This window comes from Comamonas sp. FG99, assembly GCF_057808605.1.
In genome coordinates this window covers 67,580-88,824 of sequence record NZ_JBMDII010000007.1, presented here as the reverse complement: position 1 = coordinate 88,824, position 21,245 = coordinate 67,580, and the positions used below count along the sequence as shown (strand labels likewise).

The following is a 21,245-nucleotide window of genomic DNA, read 5'->3' as shown; positions in this document are numbered from 1 at the left end:
CGGCACCATCACTTGGCCGTGCCGGCCAGCGCATCCTGCATGTCGGCGTCGCTGGGGGCCTGCAGGCCATATTTAGCCAGCAGCGCCTGGTACTCGCCCGCGGCCCTGGCCTGCTCAAGCGCCTTGGCCAGCTGCGCCTTGAGCGCCGATGCGTCTTTGTGCAGGCCCACGCCAATCACCATCGGGTAGATGATGGTGGTGCTGCTCACTTTCAGGCCGCTGCCGGCGCGCGCGGCCAGGCCGTGCGCCACGGCGGTGTCTTCGATCAGCAAGTCGGCCGCGCGCGACTTGAGGGCCAGCAGCGCCTCGGGCGTGGTGGGAAACTCCAGCACCTTGATGTCGCCCGCGCCCTTGCATTGCGCGGCCGAGAAGCGCGCCAGCTTGGGCGTCCAGGAGGCGCCCTTGATGCTGGCGATCCGCTTGCCGCACAGCTCGGCCAGCTGCTGCGGGGCATAGCCGCCGCCCTCCAGCACCACGAAGGAGGAGCCGGTCTTGAGGTAGGGCACATAGTCCACCAGCCGGGCACGCTCGGGCGTGACGAACAGCGCCGAGGCCACGGCATCGAAGCGCCGGGCGCGCAGGCCCAGCACCAGGTCGGCGAAACGCGTGTCCTGGAACTCGGGCTTGAGCCCGGCATGCCGGGCCAGCAGCTGCGAGAACTCCACGTCGAAGCCGGCGGGCTGGCCCTTGTCCAGGTAGGCATAGGGCGGGTAGGTCAGGTCCGAGCCCACGCTCAGAACGCCCTCCCGCAAGGTGGTCTGGGCGCTCTGCGCCTGGGCCAGGCCCAGGCAGCACAGCAGCGCGGCGCTGGCCGCGGCTTTGTGCAGGGTGATCCGGACTTGCATGCCTTACTCCAATCGTATGGGTGAGTCCTGCCGGCGAGGCTTCGGCATGGATTCAATTGTTGAACAATGAGATTTCATTTTTCGATGGCTTGAAGGAATTTTTTGATAGAGCTTTCCCTAGGTTTTTGTATAAATTTTTATCAATTAAGCAGGGGTTTGCTGTGTAAATTGGCGAATTTATAAGCAGATATGAAATTTGTCTGCCGATTCGCCCTATCCAAAAAAATCGCTCCTGGGTTATATTGTTGAACAATGAAATTGATCAACAACCCAGGAGCCAACATGTCCAGCTACCCCGCCGCCTACCAAAAGAGCATGGCCCCCATGCTGAACGTCAACCGCCCGCTGTACGACGGCATTGCCCGCTGCGTGGCGGCCAGCGCGCCGGTGCAAAGCCATGTGGTGCCGATCCGCAGCGGCTTTGCCTGGACCGTGAAGGCGGGGCAGGTGTTTCGCATCACCGTGCTGGAGGGGCCGCAGGTGGCCGACTTCAACATGTGGAACCTGCACAACCCGCGCGAGCGCATGTGGGCCTCGCGCACGCGCCAGCTGCAGGCCGCGCATGTCTCCACCTGTGACCGGCTGTGGTCCACGCTGCCCTTTCTGCGGCCCATGGCCACCATCACGCACGACACGCTGGCGCACTACGGCGTGGACGACGATGGCGGCCGCGTGCACGACCTGCTCGGCACGCGCTGCGACCCCTATGTGAACAAGCTGCTGTCGGGCGAGGACTTTCATTTCCACTGCCACTCCAACCTCACCCGCGCGGTCATGCCGTACGGGCTGACCGAGTTCGACGTGCATGACGTGCTCAACGTCTTCCAGGTCACGGGCCTGAATGACGCCGGCGAATACTTCATGAAGACCTGCCCGGCGCAAAAAGGCGATTTCCTCGAATTCTTCGCCGAGATCGACCTGCTGTGCGCGCTCTCGACCTGCCCCGGCGGAGACCTGTCCATCCCCATGTGGGGCGAGGATGCGCGCGATCCGGTCGATGTCTGCCGGCCCCTGGGCGTGGAGGTCTATGATGTCGATCCCGCCCTGCTCAAGGACTGGCAGGCCCCTGGCGTTGCGCCCTACGAGGGCGGCCACGGCCTGTTCCCCGGCAAGGTGGGCTGGAAGAACGCATAACGAAACAGGACTTACGCAAACAGGATGTGCGACAACGTGCTGCGCCCCATGGCAAGCCGCTTGCCTTGTTCCTTCTTGCGCAAGTCGTACGAAAGTAGTGGCTCGAAGCGCCTGGCTGTCGGCCCGACGTGGAGCATGCATGGCAGCAGCAGAAGGAAAAGTCCCGGTCATTGAACGCATCCATCGCCAGATTCGCGAAGACATCCTGGAAGGCCGCCGCTCGCCCGGCCAGCCCCTGGTGGAGATGGATTTGTGCGTGCAGTACGGCGCCTCGCGCAACAGCGTGCGCGAAGTGCTGCACCAGCTGGGCCGCGAAGGGCTGCTGACCATGGTGCGCAACAAGGGCGCGGTGGTGCGCACCATGCAGCGCAAGGACCTGCGCGAGATCTATACCGCCCGCCGGGCGCTGGAGATGCAGGCGCTGCTGGGCAGCCACCAGCTCAGCGCGGCCCTGTTGGAGCAGATGCGCCAGGTGGGCGAGATGGCGCTGAAGGCGCATGCCAGCGGCCACTGGCGCTCGCTGGGCACCCTGAGCCTGCAGTTCCACCAGCTCATCGTGGCGCAGATCGGCAGCGAGCTGCTCAACGAGTTCTTTCTCACCCTGTGCGCGCAGCTGCGCCTGGTCTTCGCCTGCGAAGATGATGAAAGCCAGATCCAGACCCTGGACTGGGTCGAGCGCGAGCAGCGCATCTACGCCTTGCTGCGCAAGGGCGAGCGCCAGGCCGCCGCCGCCGCGCTGGACGAGTACCTGGCCTTGTCCGAGAAGACGCTCACCCAGGTCATGATCCGCTGGAGCCGCCGCCAGCAGTCTGCAGCGGCCGACAGGCTCCAGTAGACTCCGGCTGCGCGTCCGCGCCTTTTGGAGATATTGGAAGCCCATGGCCCAGCAGCATCCCCCCGCCGCCCCCCGAGAAGCCGCCGCGCCGGCCTGGGCCACGCCCAAGCGGCTGCTGCAGCTGTCGGTGGCGGTGGCCATCGCCACCATTGCGCTCAAGACGCTGGCCTGGGTGGTCAGCGGCTCGGTGGGCCTGCTGTCGGATGCGCTGGAGTCGCTGGTCAATCTGGTGGGCGCGCTGTTCGCGCTGGGCATGGTCACCATCGCGCAGCGCCCGGCCGACGACGGCCATCCCTACGGCCATGCCAAGGCCGAGTATTTCTCGTCCGGCTTCGAGGGGCTGCTGATCTTCGGCGCCGCCGCCGGCATCATCTGGGCATCGGCCCAGCGCCTGCTTGCGCCCCAGCCGCTGGGCCAGGTGGGGCTGGGCCTGGTGCTGTCGGTGGCCAGCTCGGTGCTCAACGGCGGCCTGGCCTGGCTGATGATGCGCTCGGCCCGCGCCCACCGCTCGCTGGCGCTGGAAGCCGATGCACGCCACCTGTATACCGACGTATGGACCTCGGCCGGCGTCGTCATCGGCCTGCTGGCCGCGCTGGCCACCGGCTGGCTGTGGCTGGACGCGGTGGTCGCGCTGGCCGTGGCGCTGAACATCCTGAAGGAGGGCGCCGCGCTGGTCTGGCGCTCGTCGCAGGGCTTGATGGACCAGTCGCTGGCCCCTGAGCTGGTGGCCGATATCGAACAGCGCGTGCAGCGCTTTTGCCAACCCTGGCAGGGCCGGGTCTACTGCGACCGGCTGGCCAGCCGCCGCGCCGGCCAGCGCAGCTTTGTCGACCTGCACCTGCACATGCCCGCCGACTGGAGCCTGGGCCGCGCCTACCAGCTGCGCAGCGCGCTCGAAGCCGAGCTCATGGCGGCGGTGCCGGGCCTGGTGGCCGCCATCGAGGTGCTGCCCACGGGCGCCAATACCGAATACGAGAAAGCCATCCAAACCGAGGAGCCCCCTGCATGATGACCGTGCTGCAGCGCGTGCGAGAAGCGCGCGTCGAAGTCGACCAACAGATCGTCGGCCAGATCGGCCCCGGCCTGCTGGCCCTGGTCTGCGCCGAACGCGGCGACACCGAGCAAGAGGCCGACAAGCTCTTGGCCAAGCTGCTCAAGCTGCGCATCTTCCAGGACGATGCCGGCAAGATGAACCGCAGCGTGCAGGACACCGCGGGCGGCCTGCTCATCGTCAGCCAGTTCACGCTGGCGGCCGACACCAGCGGCGGCAACCGCCCCAGCTTCACCAACGCCGCCCCGCCCGCCGAGGGCGAGCACCTGTACGACTACCTGGTGCACAAGGCGCGCGCGCTGCACCCGGTGGTGGCCACCGGGCGCTTTGGCGCCGACATGCAGGTCTGGCTGCTGAACGACGGGCCGGTCACGATCCCGCTGCGCATTGCGCCGGCGCAGGGGTAGGCGGCAAGCATGCTTGGCAGCCGCATCGGCTTGTCTTGGAGGGAGATTGAGAATTTGATACAAATTCTGCAGGGAGGCATTCATGCAGGACATCAAGGGCCAGGATCTCAAGACCATTCTTCATTCCAAGCGCGCCAACATCTACTACCTGGAGCACTGCCGCGTCCTGGTCAATGGCGGGCGTGTGGAATACGTGACCGACGCGGGCAAACAAAGCCTGTATTGGAATATTCCCATTGCCAACACCACCAGCATCCTGCTGGGCACTGGCACCTCCATCACCCAGGCGGCCATGCGTGAGCTGGCCAAGGCCGGCGTACTGGTGGGCTTTTGCGGTGGCGGCGGCACGCCTTTGTTCAGCGCCAATGAAGTCGATGTGGAAGTCGCCTGGCTGACTCCGCAAAGCGAATACCGGCCTACCGAATACCTGCAGGCCTGGGTCCGGTTCTGGTTCGATGAAGAATTGCGCCTGCACGCAGCCCGGCAATTGCAGGCCTGCCGCCTGCAGCGACTGCAGCAGGAATGGGGCGCACGCGCCCTGCGTGAAGCCGGCTTTGCCGTGGACATGGAGCGCCTGAAGGCGCTGGTGCAGCAATTCACGGTGCTGCTGGCCAATGCACCCGATGTGATGACGCTGCTGACCGATGAGGCCAGGCTGACCAAGGCCTTGTTCAAGCTCGCCGTGGACGCCGTGGGATATGGCGAATTCACGCGCGCCAAACGCGGCACGGGCACCGATGCGGCCAACCGCTATCTGGACCATGGCAACTACCTGGCCTACGGGCTGGGCGCCACGGCCACCTGGGTGCTGGGCCTGCCCCACGGCCTGGCCGTGCTGCATGGCAAGACGCGGCGTGGTGGCCTGGTGTTCGACGCTGCTGACCTGGTCAAGGATGCGGCCATCCTGCCCCAGGCCTTCCTGTCGGCCATGCGCGGCGACGACGAGCCGCAGTTCCGCCGCCAATGCATCGAGGCCCTCACGCGCAGCGAATCGCTGGACTTCATCATCGACACGCTCAAGCGCATTGCCATCGACACGGCGCGCATGGCCGGCGCACCCGCCACGCCTGCTACGCCCGCCACGCCCGCCGCTGCGCAGGAGGCCGGCACATGAACGTGCTCTTCGTCTCCCAGTGCAGCAAGCGCGCCCTCACCGAAACGCGCCGCATCCTTGATCAGTTTGCAGAGCGGCGCGGTGACCGCACCTGGCAGACGCCCATCACGGCGGCCGGGCTGGACACCGTGCGCAAGCTGCTGCGCCAGAGCGCGCGCAAGAACACCGCCGTGGCCTGCCACTGGATACGCGGGCGCGACCACAGCGAACTGCTGTGGATCGTGGGCGACGGGCGCCAGTTCAACGCCGAAGGCGCCGTGCCCACCAACACCACGGCCAGCAACGTGCTGCGCGCCGAAGACGAAAGCCACTGGCACCACCTGCCGCTGATGACGGCCCTGGCCGCGCTGGCGGCCCTGGTGCACGACCTGGGCAAGGCCACCAGGGCCTTCCAGGACAGGCTCAGGAACCCCGGCCTGCGCGAGCGCAACCACTATCGCCATGAATGGGTGTCCGTGCGGCTGTTCCAGGCCTTTGTGGGCCGCGATGACGATGCGGCCTGGCTGCGGCGGCTGGCCGAGGGCGGTGCCGATGCCCAGGCCTTCGAAAAGCAGTGGACCCAGCCGCTGCTGCGGGACGGCATCGACGAGCCGCAGGCCATGAACCTGCTCCCCTTTGCAGCGCTGCAGCACGCACCGCTGGCCCAGGCCGTGGCCTGGCTGGTGCTGACCCATCACCGGCTGCCCTGCATGCCCGTGCCGAACGGCCGGCAGGCATCCGACGACGAGCTGGAGCCTGATCGCCGTGAATACTGCCGCTTCGGCGCGCGCCCCCGCTTTGTCAACAGCAATGAGATCGAGCAACTGCTGCTGAGCATCAGCGCCGACTGGAACGAACCGCGCGAGAAGGCAGAGCCGGCGAAAGTGCAGGCCCATTGGGACTTCCCGCAGGGCCTTCCGGTAACCACGGCACCCTGGCGAAAGCAGGCCGCGCGCTACGCAATCAAGCTGCAGGAGCTGACGGGCCGGTCACTGGACGCTGCAAGCCTCGGTGATCCTTTCACGCTGCATCTCTCGCGCCTGTGCCTGATGCTGGCCGACCACCACTACTCCAGCATCGAGGACGAGGCGCGCCGCCAGCCCTTCCTCAACCCCGGCTATCCGCTGTATGCCAACACCCGGCGCAAGAGTGCAGCTCCCGGCGCCGCGTCCACTTTCAACCAGACACTGGACGAGCACCTGCTGGGCGTGCAGGCCCATGCCACGCTGGTGGCGCGCTCACTGCCCACGCTGGCGCGCAGCCTGCCCACCCTGCGCAGCCATCGCGGCCTCAAGAAGCGCAGCAGCAACGCGCGCTTCCAGTGGCAGGACAAGGCTGCCGACCTGGCCGCCAGCGTGCGCCACCGGGCCGCCAGCCAGGGCGGCTTCATCGTCAACATGGCCTCCACGGGCTGCGGCAAGACGCTGGGCAATGCGCGCATCATGAATGCGCTGGCCGACCCGGGCGTGGGCATGCGCTGCGCCTTCGCCATCGGCCTGCGCACGCTCACGCTGCAGACGGGGCGGGTGTTCCAGAACGACCTGGGCCTGGGCGACGACCAGCTCGCCATCAAGGTCGGCGGCGCGGCCAGCCGCGCGCTGTTCGAGTATTGGGAAGCGCAGGCCGAAGCCACGGGTTCGGCTTCGCGCCAGGCGCTGCTGGACGAAGGCGGCCAGGTCCTGTTCGACGGCAATGATCAGCATCCGCTGCTGCAGCGCCTGACCGATGATGCGCAGGTGCGCTCGCTGATCGCCGCGCCCGTGCTGGCCTGCACCGTGGACCACCTCACGCCCGCCACCGAAAGCCTGCGCGGCGGCCGCCAGATCGCACCCATGCTGCGCCTCATGACGGGCGACCTGGTGCTGGACGAACCCGACGACTTCGACATGGCCGACCTGCCCGCGCTCACGCGGCTCGTGCACTGGGCGGGCCTGCTGGGCTCGCGCGTGCTGCTGTCCTCGGCCACCTTGCCTCCGGCGCTGGTGGAAGGGCTGTACCTTGCCTACCGCGCCGGGCGCGAAGTCTTCCAGCGCCATCGCGGCGAGCGGCCCGGCGAGCCCGTCGCCATCTGCTGCCTGTGGGTGGACGAGTTCCACCAGCAGGCGCTGGACTGTGCCGATGGCGCGGGGTTTCGCACAAGTCATGAAGGCTTTGTGCAAAAGCGCATGGCCCAGCTCGCCAAGGCCGAGGTGCGGCGCCTGGCCGCCATCGCTGCGCTGCCTGCCGGCTGGCAGGGGCTGGCCCCGGCCGCGCGGCGCAGGGATTTCGCACGCATCGCGCTGGAGCATGCATGGCAGTTGCACCAGCAGCCGCGCAACCATGGCATCGACCCCGCCAGCGGCAAGCACGTGAGCTTCGGCCTCATCCGCATGGCCAACATCGAACCGCTGTTCGACGTGGCCGTGGCCATGTACGGCCAGGGCGCTCCCGCGCCGGGCGTGCGCGTGCACCTGTGCGTCTACCACTCGCAGTTTCCGCTGCTGGCGCGCTCCAGCATCGAGCGGCAACTGGACACCGTGCTGGACCGCCGCTCCCCCGATGGCGCGGACCCCGTCTTCCAACGGCCGGCCATCCGCGCCTTGCTTGATGCCAGCCCCGAGCCCCACCACCTCTTCATCGTGCTCGGCTCGCCCGTCACCGAAGTGGGCCGCGACCACGACTACGACTGGGCCGTGGTCGAGCCCTCGTCCATGCGCTCGCTGATCCAGCTGGCCGGACGCCTGCGCCGCCACAGGCCCGGCGCGGTGCAGGAGGCCAACATGCGGGTGCTGGACCGCAACCTGCGCTCCTTCGAGCAGCAGCCGGACCGGGCGGCGTTCTGCAAGCCGGGGTTCGAGATGGACAAGGCCGACGGCAAGGCGGATACGGCGCGGTACTTCCACCTGCGCTCGCATGACCTGCAATCGCTGCTGGCCAAACACACCCAGGGCGAGCCCCTCTGGCCCGTGGATGCCCGCGCACGCATCGAAGTGGCCAGGGAGCAGTTCAAGCCGACCATGAACCTCGTGGACCTGGAACACGCCCGCATGCACGACACCATGCTGCCGCGCCCCGCAGGCAGCCCCGATGCCACGCCGGTACTGCGCGCCGCCAGCCTGCACTGGGCCAGCCCTGCCGGCTTCTGGCTCACGGGCCTGCTGCCGCAGTTCCAGCGATTCCGCTACGACCCGCTGCCGCGCGTGGATGTGGTGTTTCTGCCGGACGAGGAGGAAGAGGGCTTGCAACTGCACCGCGTGGTCGATGGCCCGCGGCGAGGGGACAAGCTCTATGTGCTGGCGGACAAGAGTTTGCTGAGCCTTGAACGGTTGAGCTTCACGGGCACGGAGTCAGTCACGGCATGGGGCCAGGTTGATCTGCTACAGGAGTTGGTGGCTTTGGCGGAGAGCAAGGGGATGTCTTTGCAAGCCTGTGCTGCCAGGTACGCTACGGCAAGCCTGCCGGAGCAGCCGCAGGGCTGGCGGTTTCACGCATTCCTTGGATTGGTTGCAAAGCGATGAAGCGGCCCAGGCGTTGTGCACATCTCCAGGTGCTCCGCAGCTATGGGGCAGCCACTTCCCGTTCGGCCTGCTCGATCACTTCCGATGGCACTCCATGGCGCTTGAGGGCCTCGATCAGGCGCGCATGTGCAGCCTTTGCAAACTGCTGCTCATCGCGCCGCAGGCCTTCGCTCAGGTATGACTTGAGCAGCGTCTGGTATCCGGAAAACCCACGCTGGGGCGCAATGCTCTTCATCGACTCAACCACATCCACCGGGATGCGCAGCGTGATCGACGTCATGGGGCGGTCTTTGGTCAAACGCTTTTTCAGGCGGTCAGTCAGCATAGAGAGCCTCCTCGCGAGGTTCGGCGCGGCGCGCGGAAATGATGCGTATGCACGAATCTTCGATCTCGATGTGGACGACAAACAGCAGCCGTGCCTTGTGGTCGAAGCCGATGGCCGCATCGCGCGCCTCGTCGTTGCGCGATGCATCCGCCAGCACGAAATACGGATCACCAAACACGCAAGCAGCCTCTTCAAAGCTCACGCCATGTTTGCGTCGGTTCAGTTCGGCCTTGTCACGGTTCCAAACGAACAGATCACCGTTGATTTCGTACCAAACGTCCTTGGTGTCCATGTTAGTGCTCGTATGTGCATTGTCAATACATATGGCGTGAACCATCAGGCTAGAGAGCTTTGTTTTAACTGCCTGTACGGCAGGCAAGAGTGGAGTGTTTAACGGATCCCACGAACTATCTACTGAGCTGCCTGTTCGGCAGTAATGGATTTTTTGGTGTTGGGATACCACGTACTATGGATTATAAAATTTTGACTGTAAATGGAAGGGAGAAGCAATGCCACCCACCCCAAGCGCCATGCAATGGCATGACGCCATCGCAACCTTCATCCAGGAGCGCCTCAAGGCCAAGCTGGACAAGCTGGCCGAAGACGACCCCAAACGACAGGAGTTGCTAGCCCAGCACCAGCGCGATGTCTGGATGGAAGACGCCGCCCGCCGGGTGACGCAAATCCAGGCCGTCACCCACTCCCTCAAACCCATACACCCCGACGCGCGCGGCACCAATCTCTATGTGGAGCCGGCCAGCCTGCCAGCGTTGCAGGAACTGGGCAGCCATGCGCTGGGGCAGTCTTTCGCCGGCGACGTGGTGGGCAATGCGGCGGCGCTCGACGTCTACAAGTTCCTCAAGGTCGAAGTGGACGGCACGAGCCTGCTGGCCGCGCTGCTGGCACAGGATCCGGGTGCGCTCCAGGCCCTGCATGACGATCCGGCGCAGGCCATGGACCTGCGCGATGCCTTCATCGGCCTGACCCGGCCGCGCGCGGGCGCGCCCAGTTCGCACACGCGGGCCAAGCAGCTGTACTGGCTGACGGGCAGCGATGCCTGCGCCGATGCAGGCTATGAATTGCTGGCGCCGTTGTTTGCCACCTCGCTGGCGCATGCCGTGCATGCGCAGGTGCAGGAGGCCCGCTTTGGCGACACCAACAAGGCGGCCCGGCAGGCGCGGCGTGAGCGCAAGGCGCATGACGGCGTCTTCCATGACTACCCGGGGCTGGCCGTCCAGAAGATGGGAGGGACCAAACCACAGAATATCTCCCAGCTCAACAGCGAGCGTGGCGGGGTCAACTACCTGCTGGCCTCGCTGCCACCGGTCTGGCGCAGCAGCGATGTACGGTTGCCGGTGCATGCAGGCTCAGTGTTCGAGAAGTTGTTCACAGCTCGTGTAGAGGTACGCAAAACAGTGCACGAGCTGCGAGCCTTTCTGGCGTCTGAACCAGAACCCAACCTGGAAACGCGGCAGCGCCGCGAGGCGCTGATCGACGTGCTGTTGGATGAGATGGTGTCCTTTGCCGGCGAACTTCGGCAAGCGCTTCCGGCCGGCTGGACACGTGATGCCGAGCGTTTCCAGAACCTGGTGATCGAAGAAAAGCTGTGGCTGGACCCTTTGCGCACGGAGCTTCCTGGCGAAGCTGATTTCGCTGAAAGGTGGCTACGTATGGACTGGCCTGCCGAGGTAGGCAAGCGCTTTGCCAACTGGCTCAACAGCCAGCTCTTCGGCCAACTGCCCGTGGGCGATGCGGAAGCACGGGAATGGAAGAAAGAACTGCTCACTGACGAGGACGGCTTCGTGCAGCAACTGCGTGAACTGCGCAAACAGCTGGATACCCCGGCCTATATCCCCTTCCGCAAAACGCACGATGAACTGGTGATGCACAGGGGGGAAGCGGAATGACCCAATCGCCACAACCGCAGGCCATTCTGACCTTCCCTCATCTGCGCGTCCAGAACGCCAACGCCATCTCCAGTCCGCTCACGCACGGCTTCCCCTCCATCACCGCCTTCACCGGCCTGATGTGGGCCCTGGAGCGCAAGCTGGCGCAGGCCGGCATTCCCTTGCGATTGCATGCGGTTGGCGTGGTCTGCCACCACCACCAGGAGCAGGTGACGCAGGGCTATGTGCGCAGCTTCAACCTCACGCGCAACCCCGTGGACAAGGATGGCAGCACCGCCGCCATCGTGGAGGAAGGGCGCATCCACCTGGACATCTCCCTGGTCTTCACCGTCTCGGAAAAGCGTGCCGCAGGTACGGCGGCCACCCTGGTGCAGGGCAACGACCAGATGCAGTTATGGGCCGACAAGGCCGGCGAGGTGCTGTCGCACATGCGCGTGGCCGGCGGCAGCCTGCTGCCATCACGCGCCGCGCCCGGCAGGCATGTGCGCCCCAGGCTGGCCGTGCTGGCAGAAGACGCCACCGAGCGCAGCCGCCAGTTCCGCGAACGGCGGCGCCAGTGGCTGCCGGGCTTTGCCCTGGTAGGGCGCGACGACTTGCTGGCCGAGCGCCTGCACAGGCTGCGCGACAAAGCGGCGCACACCACGCTGCTAGACGCCTGGCTGCATGCATCGCGCTTCAACCATGAGCCTGTGGCAACCGCCGAAGGCCAGCCCCCGCCTGCCGATGGCAAGCAGCTATGGGCGGACCCCTGGCGCGGCTCGGGCAGCGGCTGGATCGTGCCCCTGCCCGTGGGCTATGCCGCGCTCTCGCCATCGCATGCCGCAGGCGAAGTGCTCAACGCCCGCGATGCCACCACGCCGCTGCGCTTTGTGGAGTCGGTCTACTCGCTGGGCGAATGGATCAGCCCGCACCGCCTCACCCATCTGGAGCAACTGCTGTGGCATGCGCAAACCGATGAGGCGCGGGGCCTGTACCGCTGCCGCAGCGGCTATGTGCCAGACCCCGCAGCCGTGGCCGACCCTGACGACGCCGCAGCCCAGGAGCAGGAAGACGACGACAGCTATGCATACACCTGACCAGCGTCCTTGCACCGCCGCCTTTCACACCGTATTGCCAAAGGATTGAACACCATGTCGAACACCCTCAAGACCGCCTCCGTCCTCGCCTTCGAACGCAAGCTCGACCCCTCTGACGCCGTCTTCCACGCAGGCAACTGGGATGACCGGGCGGCCTCCGCCTCCTGGCCCTCCGTCAAGCTGCGCGAGAAATCCGTGCGCGGCACCATCTCCAACCGCCTCAAGACCAAGGACCAGGACCCGGCCAAGCTCGACGCCGCCATCGAGAACCCCAACCTGCAGACCGTGGACGTGGCAGCCCTTCCCGCCGATGCCGACACGCTCAAGGTGCAGTTCACGCTGCGCGTGCTGTCTGGCGCGGGCACGCCGTCTGCCTGCAACAGCGCCGAATACCAAGCCAAATTGGCGCAGACCGTCCAGGCCTATGCCTCGGCCCAGGGCTTTGCCGAACTGGCCAACCGCTATGCGGCCAATCTGGCGAACGGGCGCTTCCTGTGGCGCAACCGCGTGGGCGCGGAAAGCGTGCAGGTGCAGGTGGTGCAGCTCAAGGATGGCAAGGCCGGGCAGGCATGGCCGTTCGATGCCCTGGCCCACAACCTGCGCACGCTGGACAAGCCTGACGAAAAAGTGGCACAGCTGGGCAGCGTGATCGCGGAGGGCCTGGCGGGCAAGGCCCATGTGTTGCTGCAGATCACGGCCTTTGTGCGCCTGGGCGCGGGCCAGGAAGTCTTCCCCTCGCAGGAGCTGATCCTTGACAAGGGCAGCACCAAAAAGAGCAAGACGCTCTACCAGATCGGCGAAAAAGGCCAGGAGGTCGCCGCCATCCACTCCCAGAAAATCGGCAACGCCCTGCGCACCATCGACACCTGGTACGACGGCGCGCAGGACCTGGGCCCCATCGCGGTCGAGCCCTACGGCTCCGTCACCACCCAGGGCAAGGCCTGGCGCCAGCCCAAGCAAAAGCAGGACTTCTACACCCTGCTGGACGACTGGCTGCTCAAGGACAAGGTGCCGCCCGTCGAGCAGCAGCACTTTGTGATGGCCGTGCTGATCCGCGGCGGCGTCTTCGGCGATGCGAGCTGATGGCCATGACCTCGCACTACATTGACATCACGCTGCTGCCTGACCCGGAATTCAGCCACGCCCACCTGCTGGGCGCGCTGGTCGCCAAGCTGCACCGCGTGCTGGTGCAACTGGGCAGCTCCGACATAGGCATCAGCTTCCCCCGCTACAGCCTGCGCCCGCGCACCCTGGGCTCCATTCTGCGCCTGCACGGCGGCGAGGCCGCGCTGAAGCACCTGATGGACCAGCCCTGGCTGCAGGGCATGCGCGACCATGTGCAATGCACGCAGCCAGCGCCGGTGCCGGATGGCACCGTGCCCTGCCTGGTACAGCGCCGGCAGTTCAAGACCAATGCCGAACGCCTGCGCCGCCGCCGCATGCGGCGCAAGGGCGAAAGCGCCGAGCAGGCCGCTGCCGCCATCCCGGACAGCGTGGCGCGCACCCCGGATCTGCCCTATGTCCAACTGCGCAGCGCCAGCACTGGCCAGCCGTTTTGTCTGTTCATAGAGCAGAAGGCCGGGGCGGACGCCGGCGGGCAAGGTGGCTTCAATGCCTATGGCCTAAGCCTTGGCACCCCGGTGCCTTGGTTTTGACCCTTTTTCTGAAGGGTAGCCGGCGGCCACGGTAAATCAAAGGCTTAGCGCATGCCTCAAAAATTGGGGTATTGCGCACCTGGAAGCATTTATTCTTTAAAAATCAGGAAGTTGCTGGATTTTTGATCTAGTTCGCTGCCGTGTAGGCAGCTCAGAAACAGCCGAGAAGGCGGATTTCTCGTTTGAAGACGTTCGCTGCCGTGTAGGCAGCTCAGAAATGCAAGACGCTGTCCGCCACCGACGCGATGACGTTCGCTGCCGTGTAGGCAGCTCAGAAAGCGCCAAGACCGGCGCCGTGTCGCTGATCCCGGTTCGCTGCCGTGTAGGCAGCTCAGAAAACAAGGGCAATGGTCTCGGGCCGCTTCATGAAGTTCGCTGCCGTGTAGGCAGCTCAGAAATGCAAGGCCTTGGTGTACTGCGTGATCAGCGAGTTCGCTGCCGTGTAGGCAGCTCAGAAAGTCTCGTAGTCTTCAAGCTCGAACCCTTCGGAGTTCGCTGCCGTGTAGGCAGCTCAGAAACGCATGGAACTTCGGCCAGGTCTCAGGATGCGGGTTCGCTGCCGTGTAGGCAGCTCAGAAAAAGCGAGCCCAGCAGGCCACCGAAGCCGGCGCGTTCGCTGCCGTGTAGGCAGCTCAGAAAATGAAAAGTCCCCTCGCACAGTAATCCGGCGCGTTCGCTGCCGTGTAGGCAGCTCAGAAAAATCCCACCACCGAAGACCTGCGCCCTCACCTGTTCGCTGCCGTGTAGGCAGCTCAGAAACGCTGTCGCTAGCTCCCCAGATGAATTCAGGCGTTCGCTGCCGTGTAGGCAGCTCAGAAATACGCCGGCTACCAGGTCTGGCGCAACATTCCGTTCGCTGCCGTGTAGGCAGCTCAGAAACGACCGCGTTGTGATGGTCACGCCTTCCATCTTGTTCGCTGCCGTGTAGGCAGCTCAGAAAAGAATGGCCGTGACGCAGATCGGCGCAACGATGTTCGCTGCCGTGTAGGCAGCTCAGAAAGCCAACCGTCAGGGGCGGGGGCGAGCCGCCGTGTTCGCTGCCGTGTAGGCAGCTCAGAAAAACAGCGAATTGCCGATATCGCGCATCGCCTGGTTCGCTGCCGTGTAGGCAGCTCAGAAAGAGGCCCAGATAGATGCCCTGTTCATCTGGGCGTTCGCTGCCGTGTAGGCAGCTCAGAAAGCGCGGGCCTTGCGGTGCGTTTGCAGCGGGCTGTTCGCTGCCGTGTAGGCAGCTCAGAAAATCCAAAGCCACGTCATCACACCCATGTGCTTGTTCGCTGCCGTGTAGGCAGCTCAGAAATTGTTTGCGATGCTGGCAACCGCATCCGTCACGTTCGCTGCCGTGTAGGCAGCTCAGAAATGTGCCAACCCCGGCGCACCCCGCAGAGGGAGGTTCGCTGCCGTGTAGGCAGCTCAGAAAGCCCATGAGTAGATTGAACATGCTCATTTGACGTTCGCTGCCGTGTAGGCAGCTCAGAAATTCACAAAACTGAGCAATCCTTCCCCGCTACCGTTCGCTGCCGTGTAGGCAGCTCAGAAAGTAGGTAGCGCCAGCGTTGTATGCGGGGTTTGGTTCGCTGCCGTGTAGGCAGCTCAGAAAGACCAGCCCTTGAACGCGGTATCGATGGCAACGTTCGCTGCCGTGTAGGCAGCTCAGAAATTTGACGCATTCGCCGCAGTTGCCGATGCAGCGTTCGCTGCCGTGTAGGCAGCTCAGAAATGTTTGCAATGCTTCTGGCAGCAGCGGTGCGCGTTCGCTGCCGTGTAGGCAGCTCAGAAAGTCAAGGCATCGAAGCGCTGCCTCCAGCAGTTGTTCGCTGCCGTGTAGGCAGCTCAGAAATTGCCGTGGGGCATAGCGGCACCCCATACGTCGTTCGCTGCCGTGTAGGCAGCTCAGAAAATGCGCAAAGTCACATACGCCTGCACCAACCCGTTCGCTGCCGTGTAGGCAGCTCAGAAACAGAAATCCGTGCTGATCTCGTTGGCTGACCAGTTCGCTGCCGTGTAGGCAGCTCAGAAAGAGCACGCAGCCGGCAAAGACGGTGTCCGCGAGTTCGCTGCCGTGTAGGCAGCTCAGAAAAGAAGCCGCGCGCAGGACCGTTGCCCAGTTGGGTTCGCTGCCGTGTAGGCAGCTCAGAAACACAGCACAGGCTGCAGGCCGCTGGACAGCGCGTTCGCTGCCGTGTAGGCAGCTCAGAAATCGCCCAGCACCCGGGATCTGGCCGCGCTTAAGTTCGCTGCCGTGTAGGCAGCTCAGAAATTCACCCGCTTGCTCTTCGTGTCGCTCTCTTCGTTCGCTGCCGTGTAGGCAGCTCAGAAAAAGCTCATGGCCGAAACCGCGAAGCTCAACGCGTTCGCTGCCGTGTAGGCAGCTCAGAAATTGTCAAACATGATGACCCCCGGTCACCTCGCGTTCGCTGCCGTGTAGGCAGCTCAGAAAGCGCACAGCAGCAAATTGAGCGCTGCGAGCAGGTTCGCTGCCGTGTAGGCAGCTCAGAAAAGGGTCAGTCTAGTGCCGATCCCCTCGATCTGGTTCGCTGCCGTGTAGGCAGCTCAGAAATTCACGAAGCTGTCCATCGCATCGGCGCCGGCGTTCGCTGCCGTGTAGGCAGCTCAGAAACGCGCCAGTTCTTGCTGTGTGGACCATCCACAGTTCGCTGCCGTGTAGGCAGCTCAGAAATAGACGGTTCGGCGATGTCGGGTATCAGGCACGTTCGCTGCCGTGTAGGCAGCTCAGAAATCAAAGCGTACGGCCTTGGCCCACAGATCGTGGGTTCGCTGCCGTGTAGGCAGCTCAGAAAGTGCCAGCGGTCGGGCAAGCAATGTTCGGCGCGTTCGCTGCCGTGTAGGCAGCTCAGAAAGATGGTTTGTACCTTGCCATCGCTCATGCCAAGTTCGCTGCCGTGTAGGCAGCTCAGAAAATCCCCCTCTCGTCCCTCTGTATGTGCCTGGCGTTCGCTGCCGTGTAGGCAGCTCAGAAAACCGAAAGGAAAGCACCATGTCCCACATCGACGTTCGCTGCCGTGTAGGCAGCTCAGAAATACCAAACGAATTTCTGAGAGCAGCAATCATGTGTTCGCTGCCGTGTAGGCAGCTCAGAAATTTGCTGCGCTCTCGGGCGCCCACAGGGCCTCGTTCGCTGCCGTGTAGGCAGCTCAGAAAATGTGATGGCCTTGCCGCCGGCGTTGGTGAGCGTTCGCTGCCGTGTAGGCAGCTCAGAAATGCCAGTCGTCGCAATTTGTCTGGAGCGGCGGGTTCGCTGCCGTGTAGGCAGCTCAGAAATGCACGCCCGTGTGATTCGCGCGGTTGAGGAGGTTCGCTGCCGTGTAGGCAGCTCAGAAATGCCCATTCGTGGCCGCACCAAGCCCACCACAGTTCGCTGCCGTGTAGGCAGCTCAGAAAGTTGACGGTCGACATCTCCTGCGCGCCCGTGTGTTCGCTGCCGTGTAGGCAGCTCAGAAAGCCAGCGTTGGTGAGCACGAGCCAGAACCCCTGTTCGCTGCCGTGTAGGCAGCTCAGAAAATACAGGCCCTACTTGACTGCCTAAGCGAACTTGTTCGCTGCCGTGTAGGCAGCTCAGAAAATATTCGTGCCCGGGAAGGACATGCGATGAGCGTTCGCTGCCGTGTAGGCAGCTCAGAAATCAAGGAAGCAACATGTCCCATCTCGACACCAAGTTCGCTGCCGTGTAGGCAGCTCAGAAAATCGGCGTCTCGCCCTGGGTCTACATCTGCAAGTTCGCTGCCGTGTAGGCAGCTCAGAAAAGTAGCACGTCCTCATCAATGCGCATGGTAGTGTTCGCTGCCGTGTAGGCAGCTCAGAAATGGACCTTAGCAGCCTGCCGGTGCCGGCCGTGGTTCGCTGCCGTGTAGGCAGCTCAGAAATCGCGCCCTTTGCGCCCCGCGCGGGCCTTGCGGTTCGCTGCCGTGTAGGCAGCTCAGAAACTCCAGGTTCGCACCCCGCAGGTTCGCACCCCGTTCGCTGCCGTGTAGGCAGCTCAGAAATGGCCAAAGATGGCTCGCTGCCGCGCATGCTTGTTCGCTGCCGTGTAGGCAGCTCAGAAATCACCGAGAAGGCCATCCGCCGAAAGATCGAGGTTCGCTGCCGTGTAGGCAGCTCAGAAATCCAGCTCGCGCGCCTCGCGCTTGTCGCGCCGGTTCGCTGCCGTGTAGGCAGCTCAGAAATGGACGGCAGCATGGTGGTGAGCAGCGACAACGTTCGCTGCCGTGTAGGCAGCTCAGAAAGCGCCCAACATCGGAAAAGGCATCCGGCTTGAGTTCGCTGCCGTGTAGGCAGCTCAGAAACACTTGCCGCCGAAGTAGCGCAGCACGGAGCGGTTCGCTGCCGTGTAGGCAGCTCAGAAAGGCACAGTGCGAGATGCCGCCCTTGCTGCCGCGTTCGCTGCCGTGTAGGCAGCTCAGAAATCGCCCGCCGCAGGTGGGTTCGATATCGCGTATGTTCGCTGCCGTGTAGGCAGCTCAGAAATTGTCGCGCAGCTCTGGCGGGATGGGCTCGGCGTTCGCTGCCGTGTAGGCAGCTCAGAAATCTATGCAGTTCGGCAGCGCGAAGTCTCTGTGGTTCGCTGCCGTGCAGGCAGCTCAGAAATTGCCGCAGGCTTTGCATACCCGCTGATGCTTGTTCGCTGCCATGTAGGCAGCTCAGAAAGCAGCAAATGTGATAGCTCGCATACCCCGTCCCTTCCAATCAATACAAAACCAATATCAAACCATCCGCACAAAACATTGGACTCGAATCGTTGCTTGACCGAAGATACTTTGGCTGCGGCGGCACGCCGCAAGAACAGGGGCGGCAAGCCCCGCAGGAGACAAGCATGAAGCTCAAGCAATGGTTGGCAGGTATGGTGGCGGCGCTGGCGGTGGCCGGCGGCGCATGGGCGCAGGGTGGCTATCCCAGCGGGCCGGTCACGCTGATCGTGCCGTTCGCGGCCGGCAGCGGCACCGATGCGGTGGCGCGCGCGGTGGGGCAGAAGCTGGGCGAGCGGCTGGGGCAGGCGGTGATCGTGGACAACCGCGCCGGCGCCAACGCGCAGATCGCGGCGGCGGCGGTGCTCAAGGCCAAGCCGGATGGGCAGACGCTGTTCATGACCACCAACACCTCGCATTCGGCCAATCCCTGGCTGGTCAAGAACCTCAAGTACGACCCGATCAAGGATTTCACGCCGATCGCCCGTGTGGGCGAGCTGCCGTTCGCGCTGGCGGTGAATGTCGATTCGCCGATCAAGTCGGTGCAGCAGCTGATCGACTATGCCAAGGCCAACCCCGGCAAGATCTCTTACGCCACGCCCAACAGCACCTCGCTGGTGGCGTCCGAGACGCTGCGCTTCCTCACCAAGACCGATATCGTGGGCGTGCCCTACAAATCGAGCCCGCAGGCGCTGACCGACCTGATGGGCAACCAGGTGCAGATGTATGTGGTGGACCTGGGCTCGGGCGGCAGCATGCTCAAGGCCGGCAAGGTGCGCGCACTGGGCGTGACGGCGGCCAAGGGCTCGTCACAGCTGCCGGGCGTGCCGGCCATCGCCAAGACGCTGCCGGGCTTTGACATCACTTCGTGGAATGGCATTTTCGCGCCGGCCGGCACGCCGCCCGCGGTGGTGGACAAGATCAACACCGAGCTGCAGGCGGTGCTGGCCGACCCCGAGGTGCAAAAGCAGCTGGCGGTGATCGGCTTCGAGGTGTGGCCCACCAAGACGCCGCAGGAGTTCGCCAAGTACGTGGCCGACCAGCTGCAGTACTGGGGCAAGCTGGTCAAGCAGGCCGATATCCCCGCGCAGTGACTGGCCGATGCAAAGCAAAGGAGAGGCCATGGCTTCGCGATTCCTGATCCGCGCCGCGGAGGTGCCCGCCTACAGCCCGGCCAACCATACCGGCACTTTCAACCGCCGCCTGGTGAGCAGCGCCAATGTGGGCGCGCAGCACATGGAGGTGGTGCTGGGCGAGATCGCCAAGGGCGGCGGCGCGCTGCCGCATGCGCATCCGGGCATGGAGCAGGCCTGCTACCTGCTCGAAGGCACGGCGCATGTCGAGGTGGCGGGCGAGTCGTTCGAGATGGTGCCGGGCGATACCTGCTTTTTTCCGGCCGATGCGATGCATATCTTCCAGACCACCAGCGACACGCCCGCGAAGCTGCTGGTGATCTACAGCCCGCCCTATGGCGAGAATCCGGCGCGCGTGCGCCGGCCCTGAAGCAATGACTGGATATTGAGGAAAACACCATGGATTTCGCACTGAGCGAAGAGCAGCAGCAGATCGTCGACGCCATCGAGAAGGTCTGCGCCCCGTTTGATGCCGATTACTGGCATGCGCGCGACGACGACGGCGAGTTTCCCGAGGCCTTCTACCGCGCGCTGGCCGATGCCGGCTGGCTGGGCATCGCGATGCCCGAGGAGTTCGGCGGCGCGGGCCTGGGGATCACCGAGGCGGCGCTGATGATGCACACCATCGCCGCCACCGGCGCTGGCCTGTCGGGCGCCTCGGCCGTGCACATGAACATCTTCGGCCTGCATCCGGTGGTGGTGTATGGCACGCAGGAGCAGAAGGCGCGCATGCTGCCGCCGCTGATCGCCGGCAAGGACAAGGCCTGCTTCGGCGTGACCGAGCCGAACACCGGGCTCAACACCCTCAAGCTCAAGACCCGTGCGGTTCGTGACGGCGACCACTATGTGGTGCATGGCCAGAAGGTGTTCATCTCCACCGCGCAGGAGGCGAGCAAGATCTTGCTGCTGGCGCGCACCAAGCCGGTGAATGAGTGCAAGGGCACCGAGGGCCTGTCGCTGTTCTACACCGACTTCGACCGCAGCAAGATCGAGGTGCACGAGATCCCGAAGATGGGCCGCAAGTGCGTGGACACGAACCAGCTGTTCATCGACGGCCTGCGCATTCCGCTGGAGGATCGTATCGGCGAGGAAGGTCGGGGCTTCGAGTACATCCTGCATGGCATGAATCCCGAGCGCATCCTGATCGCCAGCGAGGCGATCGGCCTGGGCCGCGCGGCGCTGTCGCGCGCGGCCAAGTACGCTGGCGAGCGCGAGGTGTTCAACCGCCCGATCGGCAAGAACCAGGGCATCCAGCATCCGCTGGCCGAGCGCTGGATCGAGCTGGAGGCGGCTTTCCTGCTGGCGATGAAGGCCGCCTGGCTGTACGACCGGCACCAGCCCTGCGGCGCCGAGGCCAATGCGGCCAAGTTCTTTGGCGCCGAGGCGGGCTTCCGGGCCTGCGAGACGGCGATCTTCACCCACGGCGGCATGGGCTATGCCAAGGAATTCCATGTGGAGCGCTACATGCGCGAGAGCTGGATCCCGCGCCTGGCGCCGGTGAGCCCGCAGCTGATCCTGTGCTTCATCGCCGAAAAGGTGCTGGGCCTGCCCAAGTCGTATTGATCAGGCGCCAGGCTTGGCTTC

General features: G+C 64.6%; 16 protein-coding genes and 1 CRISPR repeat array. Of the genes, 13 read left to right on the top strand and 3 right to left on the bottom strand.

Annotation, left to right across the window (positions count from 1 at the left end; translation table 11 throughout):
- Nucleotides 1-8: 8 nt before the first annotated feature.
- Nucleotides 9-845, bottom strand: a complete 837-nt coding sequence (locus tag ACODRX_RS06830) for an ABC transporter substrate-binding protein (protein ID WP_488870454.1) — start codon at nucleotides 843-845, stop codon at nucleotides 9-11.
- Nucleotides 846-1,127: 282 nt separating this feature from the next.
- On the opposite strand from ACODRX_RS06830, the gene ACODRX_RS06825 reads away from it, so the two are divergent.
- From ACODRX_RS06825 to cas3f, 6 genes are all read left to right on the top strand, one after another.
- Nucleotides 1,128-1,979 carry an urea carboxylase-associated family protein gene (locus tag ACODRX_RS06825; protein WP_488870453.1) on the top strand — a complete coding sequence of 284 codons (852 nt, stop codon included), beginning with the start codon at nucleotides 1,128-1,130 and terminating at the stop codon, nucleotides 1,977-1,979.
- A gap of 139 nt (nucleotides 1,980-2,118) precedes the next feature.
- Nucleotides 2,119-2,814 carry a GntR family transcriptional regulator gene (locus tag ACODRX_RS06820; RefSeq protein ID WP_488870451.1) on the top strand — a complete coding sequence of 232 codons (696 nt, stop codon included), beginning with the start codon at nucleotides 2,119-2,121 and terminating at the stop codon, nucleotides 2,812-2,814.
- A 43-nt stretch (nucleotides 2,815-2,857) separates the two neighbouring features.
- Nucleotides 2,858-3,823 (top strand): cation diffusion facilitator family transporter, encoded by a 966-nt coding sequence (locus ACODRX_RS06815; RefSeq protein WP_488870449.1) that lies wholly within the window; start codon nucleotides 2,858-2,860, stop codon nucleotides 3,821-3,823.
- A complete protein-coding gene (dtd, locus tag ACODRX_RS06810) occupies nucleotides 3,820-4,272 on the top strand; it encodes a D-aminoacyl-tRNA deacylase (protein ID WP_488870447.1) in 453 nt (150 codons plus the stop codon). The genes ACODRX_RS06815 and dtd overlap by 4 nt, the downstream gene beginning before the upstream one ends.
- An 82-nt stretch (nucleotides 4,273-4,354) precedes the next feature.
- On the top strand, nucleotides 4,355-5,386 hold the full coding sequence (gene cas1f / locus ACODRX_RS06805; RefSeq protein WP_488870445.1) for a type I-F CRISPR-associated endonuclease Cas1f: 1,032 nt from the start codon (nucleotides 4,355-4,357) through the stop codon (nucleotides 5,384-5,386).
- Nucleotides 5,383-8,862, top strand: coding sequence for a type I-F CRISPR-associated helicase Cas3f (cas3f, locus tag ACODRX_RS06800; RefSeq protein WP_488870444.1), 3,480 nt, complete (start codon nucleotides 5,383-5,385; stop codon nucleotides 8,860-8,862). Before cas1f ends, cas3f begins: the two co-directional genes overlap by 4 nt.
- A gap of 40 nt (nucleotides 8,863-8,902) precedes the next feature.
- Here the strand turns inward: cas3f and ACODRX_RS06795 are convergent, their stop codons facing one another.
- Both ACODRX_RS06795 and ACODRX_RS06790 read right to left on the bottom strand, forming a co-directional pair.
- Nucleotides 8,903-9,187 carry a hypothetical protein gene (locus ACODRX_RS06795; protein WP_488870442.1) on the bottom strand — a complete coding sequence of 95 codons (285 nt, stop codon included), beginning with the start codon at nucleotides 9,185-9,187 and terminating at the stop codon, nucleotides 8,903-8,905.
- On the bottom strand, nucleotides 9,177-9,479 hold the full coding sequence (locus ACODRX_RS06790; protein WP_488870441.1) for a BrnT family toxin: 303 nt from the start codon (nucleotides 9,477-9,479) through the stop codon (nucleotides 9,177-9,179). The genes ACODRX_RS06795 and ACODRX_RS06790 overlap by 11 nt, the downstream gene beginning before the upstream one ends.
- Before the next feature lie 217 nt (nucleotides 9,480-9,696).
- Here ACODRX_RS06790 and csy1 point away from each other — a divergent pair, with 217 nt between their 5' ends.
- The 7 genes from csy1 to ACODRX_RS06755 all read left to right on the top strand — a co-directional run bounded on the left by csy1 (nucleotide 9,697) and on the right by ACODRX_RS06755 (nucleotide 21,224).
- On the top strand, nucleotides 9,697-11,094 hold the full coding sequence (gene csy1 / locus ACODRX_RS06785) for a type I-F CRISPR-associated protein Csy1 (RefSeq protein ID WP_488870439.1): 1,398 nt from the start codon (nucleotides 9,697-9,699) through the stop codon (nucleotides 11,092-11,094).
- Entirely contained in the window at nucleotides 11,091-12,170 is a 1,080-nt protein-coding gene (csy2, locus tag ACODRX_RS06780; protein WP_488870438.1) for a type I-F CRISPR-associated protein Csy2, read from the top strand. The genes csy1 and csy2 overlap by 4 nt, the downstream gene beginning before the upstream one ends.
- Before the next feature lie 54 nt (nucleotides 12,171-12,224).
- Complete coding sequence (gene csy3, locus ACODRX_RS06775; RefSeq protein WP_488870436.1) at nucleotides 12,225-13,253, top strand: type I-F CRISPR-associated protein Csy3; 1,029 nt, start codon at nucleotides 12,225-12,227, stop codon at nucleotides 13,251-13,253.
- Nucleotides 13,254-13,258: 5 nt separating this feature from the next.
- Nucleotides 13,259-13,825 carry a type I-F CRISPR-associated endoribonuclease Cas6/Csy4 gene (gene cas6f / locus ACODRX_RS06770; protein ID WP_488870435.1) on the top strand — a complete coding sequence of 189 codons (567 nt, stop codon included), beginning with the start codon at nucleotides 13,259-13,261 and terminating at the stop codon, nucleotides 13,823-13,825.
- 130 nt (nucleotides 13,826-13,955) lie between these two features.
- Nucleotides 13,956-18,490: direct repeats of the CRISPR family, unit length 28 nt; unit sequence GTTCGCTGCCGTGTAGGCAGCTCAGAAA.
- A 166-nt stretch (nucleotides 18,491-18,656) separates the two neighbouring features.
- A complete protein-coding gene (locus tag ACODRX_RS06765) occupies nucleotides 18,657-19,622 on the top strand; it encodes a Bug family tripartite tricarboxylate transporter substrate binding protein (protein ID WP_488870433.1) in 966 nt (321 codons plus the stop codon).
- Between the two features lie 28 nt (nucleotides 19,623-19,650).
- Entirely contained in the window at nucleotides 19,651-20,031 is a 381-nt protein-coding gene (locus ACODRX_RS06760) for a cupin domain-containing protein (protein WP_488870431.1), read from the top strand.
- Nucleotides 20,032-20,060: 29 nt separating this feature from the next.
- Complete coding sequence (locus ACODRX_RS06755; RefSeq protein WP_488870429.1) at nucleotides 20,061-21,224, top strand: acyl-CoA dehydrogenase family protein; 1,164 nt, start codon at nucleotides 20,061-20,063, stop codon at nucleotides 21,222-21,224.
- Nucleotides 21,225-21,245: the final 21 nt, after the last annotated feature.

Excerpts from the sequence above, each read along its gene's own strand:
- ACODRX_RS06790 (WP_488870441.1), bottom strand. The coding sequence starts at position 9,479 with ATGGACACCAAGGACGTTTGGTACGAAATCAACGGTGATCTGTTCGTT.
- dtd (WP_488870447.1), top strand. The coding sequence starts at position 3,820 with ATGATGACCGTGCTGCAGCGCGTGCGAGAAGCGCGCGTCGAAGTCGAC.
- ACODRX_RS06760 (WP_488870431.1), top strand. The coding sequence starts at position 19,651 with ATGGCTTCGCGATTCCTGATCCGCGCCGCGGAGGTGCCCGCCTACAGC.
- ACODRX_RS06830 (WP_488870454.1), bottom strand. The coding sequence starts at position 845 with ATGCAAGTCCGGATCACCCTGCACAAAGCCGCGGCCAGCGCCGCGCTG.
- ACODRX_RS06815 (WP_488870449.1), top strand. The coding sequence starts at position 2,858 with ATGGCCCAGCAGCATCCCCCCGCCGCCCCCCGAGAAGCCGCCGCGCCG.
- ACODRX_RS06825 (WP_488870453.1), top strand. The coding sequence starts at position 1,128 with ATGTCCAGCTACCCCGCCGCCTACCAAAAGAGCATGGCCCCCATGCTG.
- ACODRX_RS06765 (WP_488870433.1), top strand. The coding sequence starts at position 18,657 with ATGAAGCTCAAGCAATGGTTGGCAGGTATGGTGGCGGCGCTGGCGGTG.
- cas6f (WP_488870435.1), top strand. The coding sequence starts at position 13,259 with ATGACCTCGCACTACATTGACATCACGCTGCTGCCTGACCCGGAATTC.
- cas3f (WP_488870444.1), top strand. The coding sequence starts at position 5,383 with ATGAACGTGCTCTTCGTCTCCCAGTGCAGCAAGCGCGCCCTCACCGAA.
- ACODRX_RS06820 (WP_488870451.1), top strand. The coding sequence starts at position 2,119 with ATGGCAGCAGCAGAAGGAAAAGTCCCGGTCATTGAACGCATCCATCGC.
- cas1f (WP_488870445.1), top strand. The coding sequence starts at position 4,355 with ATGCAGGACATCAAGGGCCAGGATCTCAAGACCATTCTTCATTCCAAG.
- ACODRX_RS06795 (WP_488870442.1), bottom strand. The coding sequence starts at position 9,187 with ATGCTGACTGACCGCCTGAAAAAGCGTTTGACCAAAGACCGCCCCATG.
- csy1 (WP_488870439.1), top strand. The coding sequence starts at position 9,697 with ATGCCACCCACCCCAAGCGCCATGCAATGGCATGACGCCATCGCAACC.
- ACODRX_RS06755 (WP_488870429.1), top strand. The coding sequence starts at position 20,061 with ATGGATTTCGCACTGAGCGAAGAGCAGCAGCAGATCGTCGACGCCATC.
- csy2 (WP_488870438.1), top strand. The coding sequence starts at position 11,091 with ATGACCCAATCGCCACAACCGCAGGCCATTCTGACCTTCCCTCATCTG.
- csy3 (WP_488870436.1), top strand. The coding sequence starts at position 12,225 with ATGTCGAACACCCTCAAGACCGCCTCCGTCCTCGCCTTCGAACGCAAG.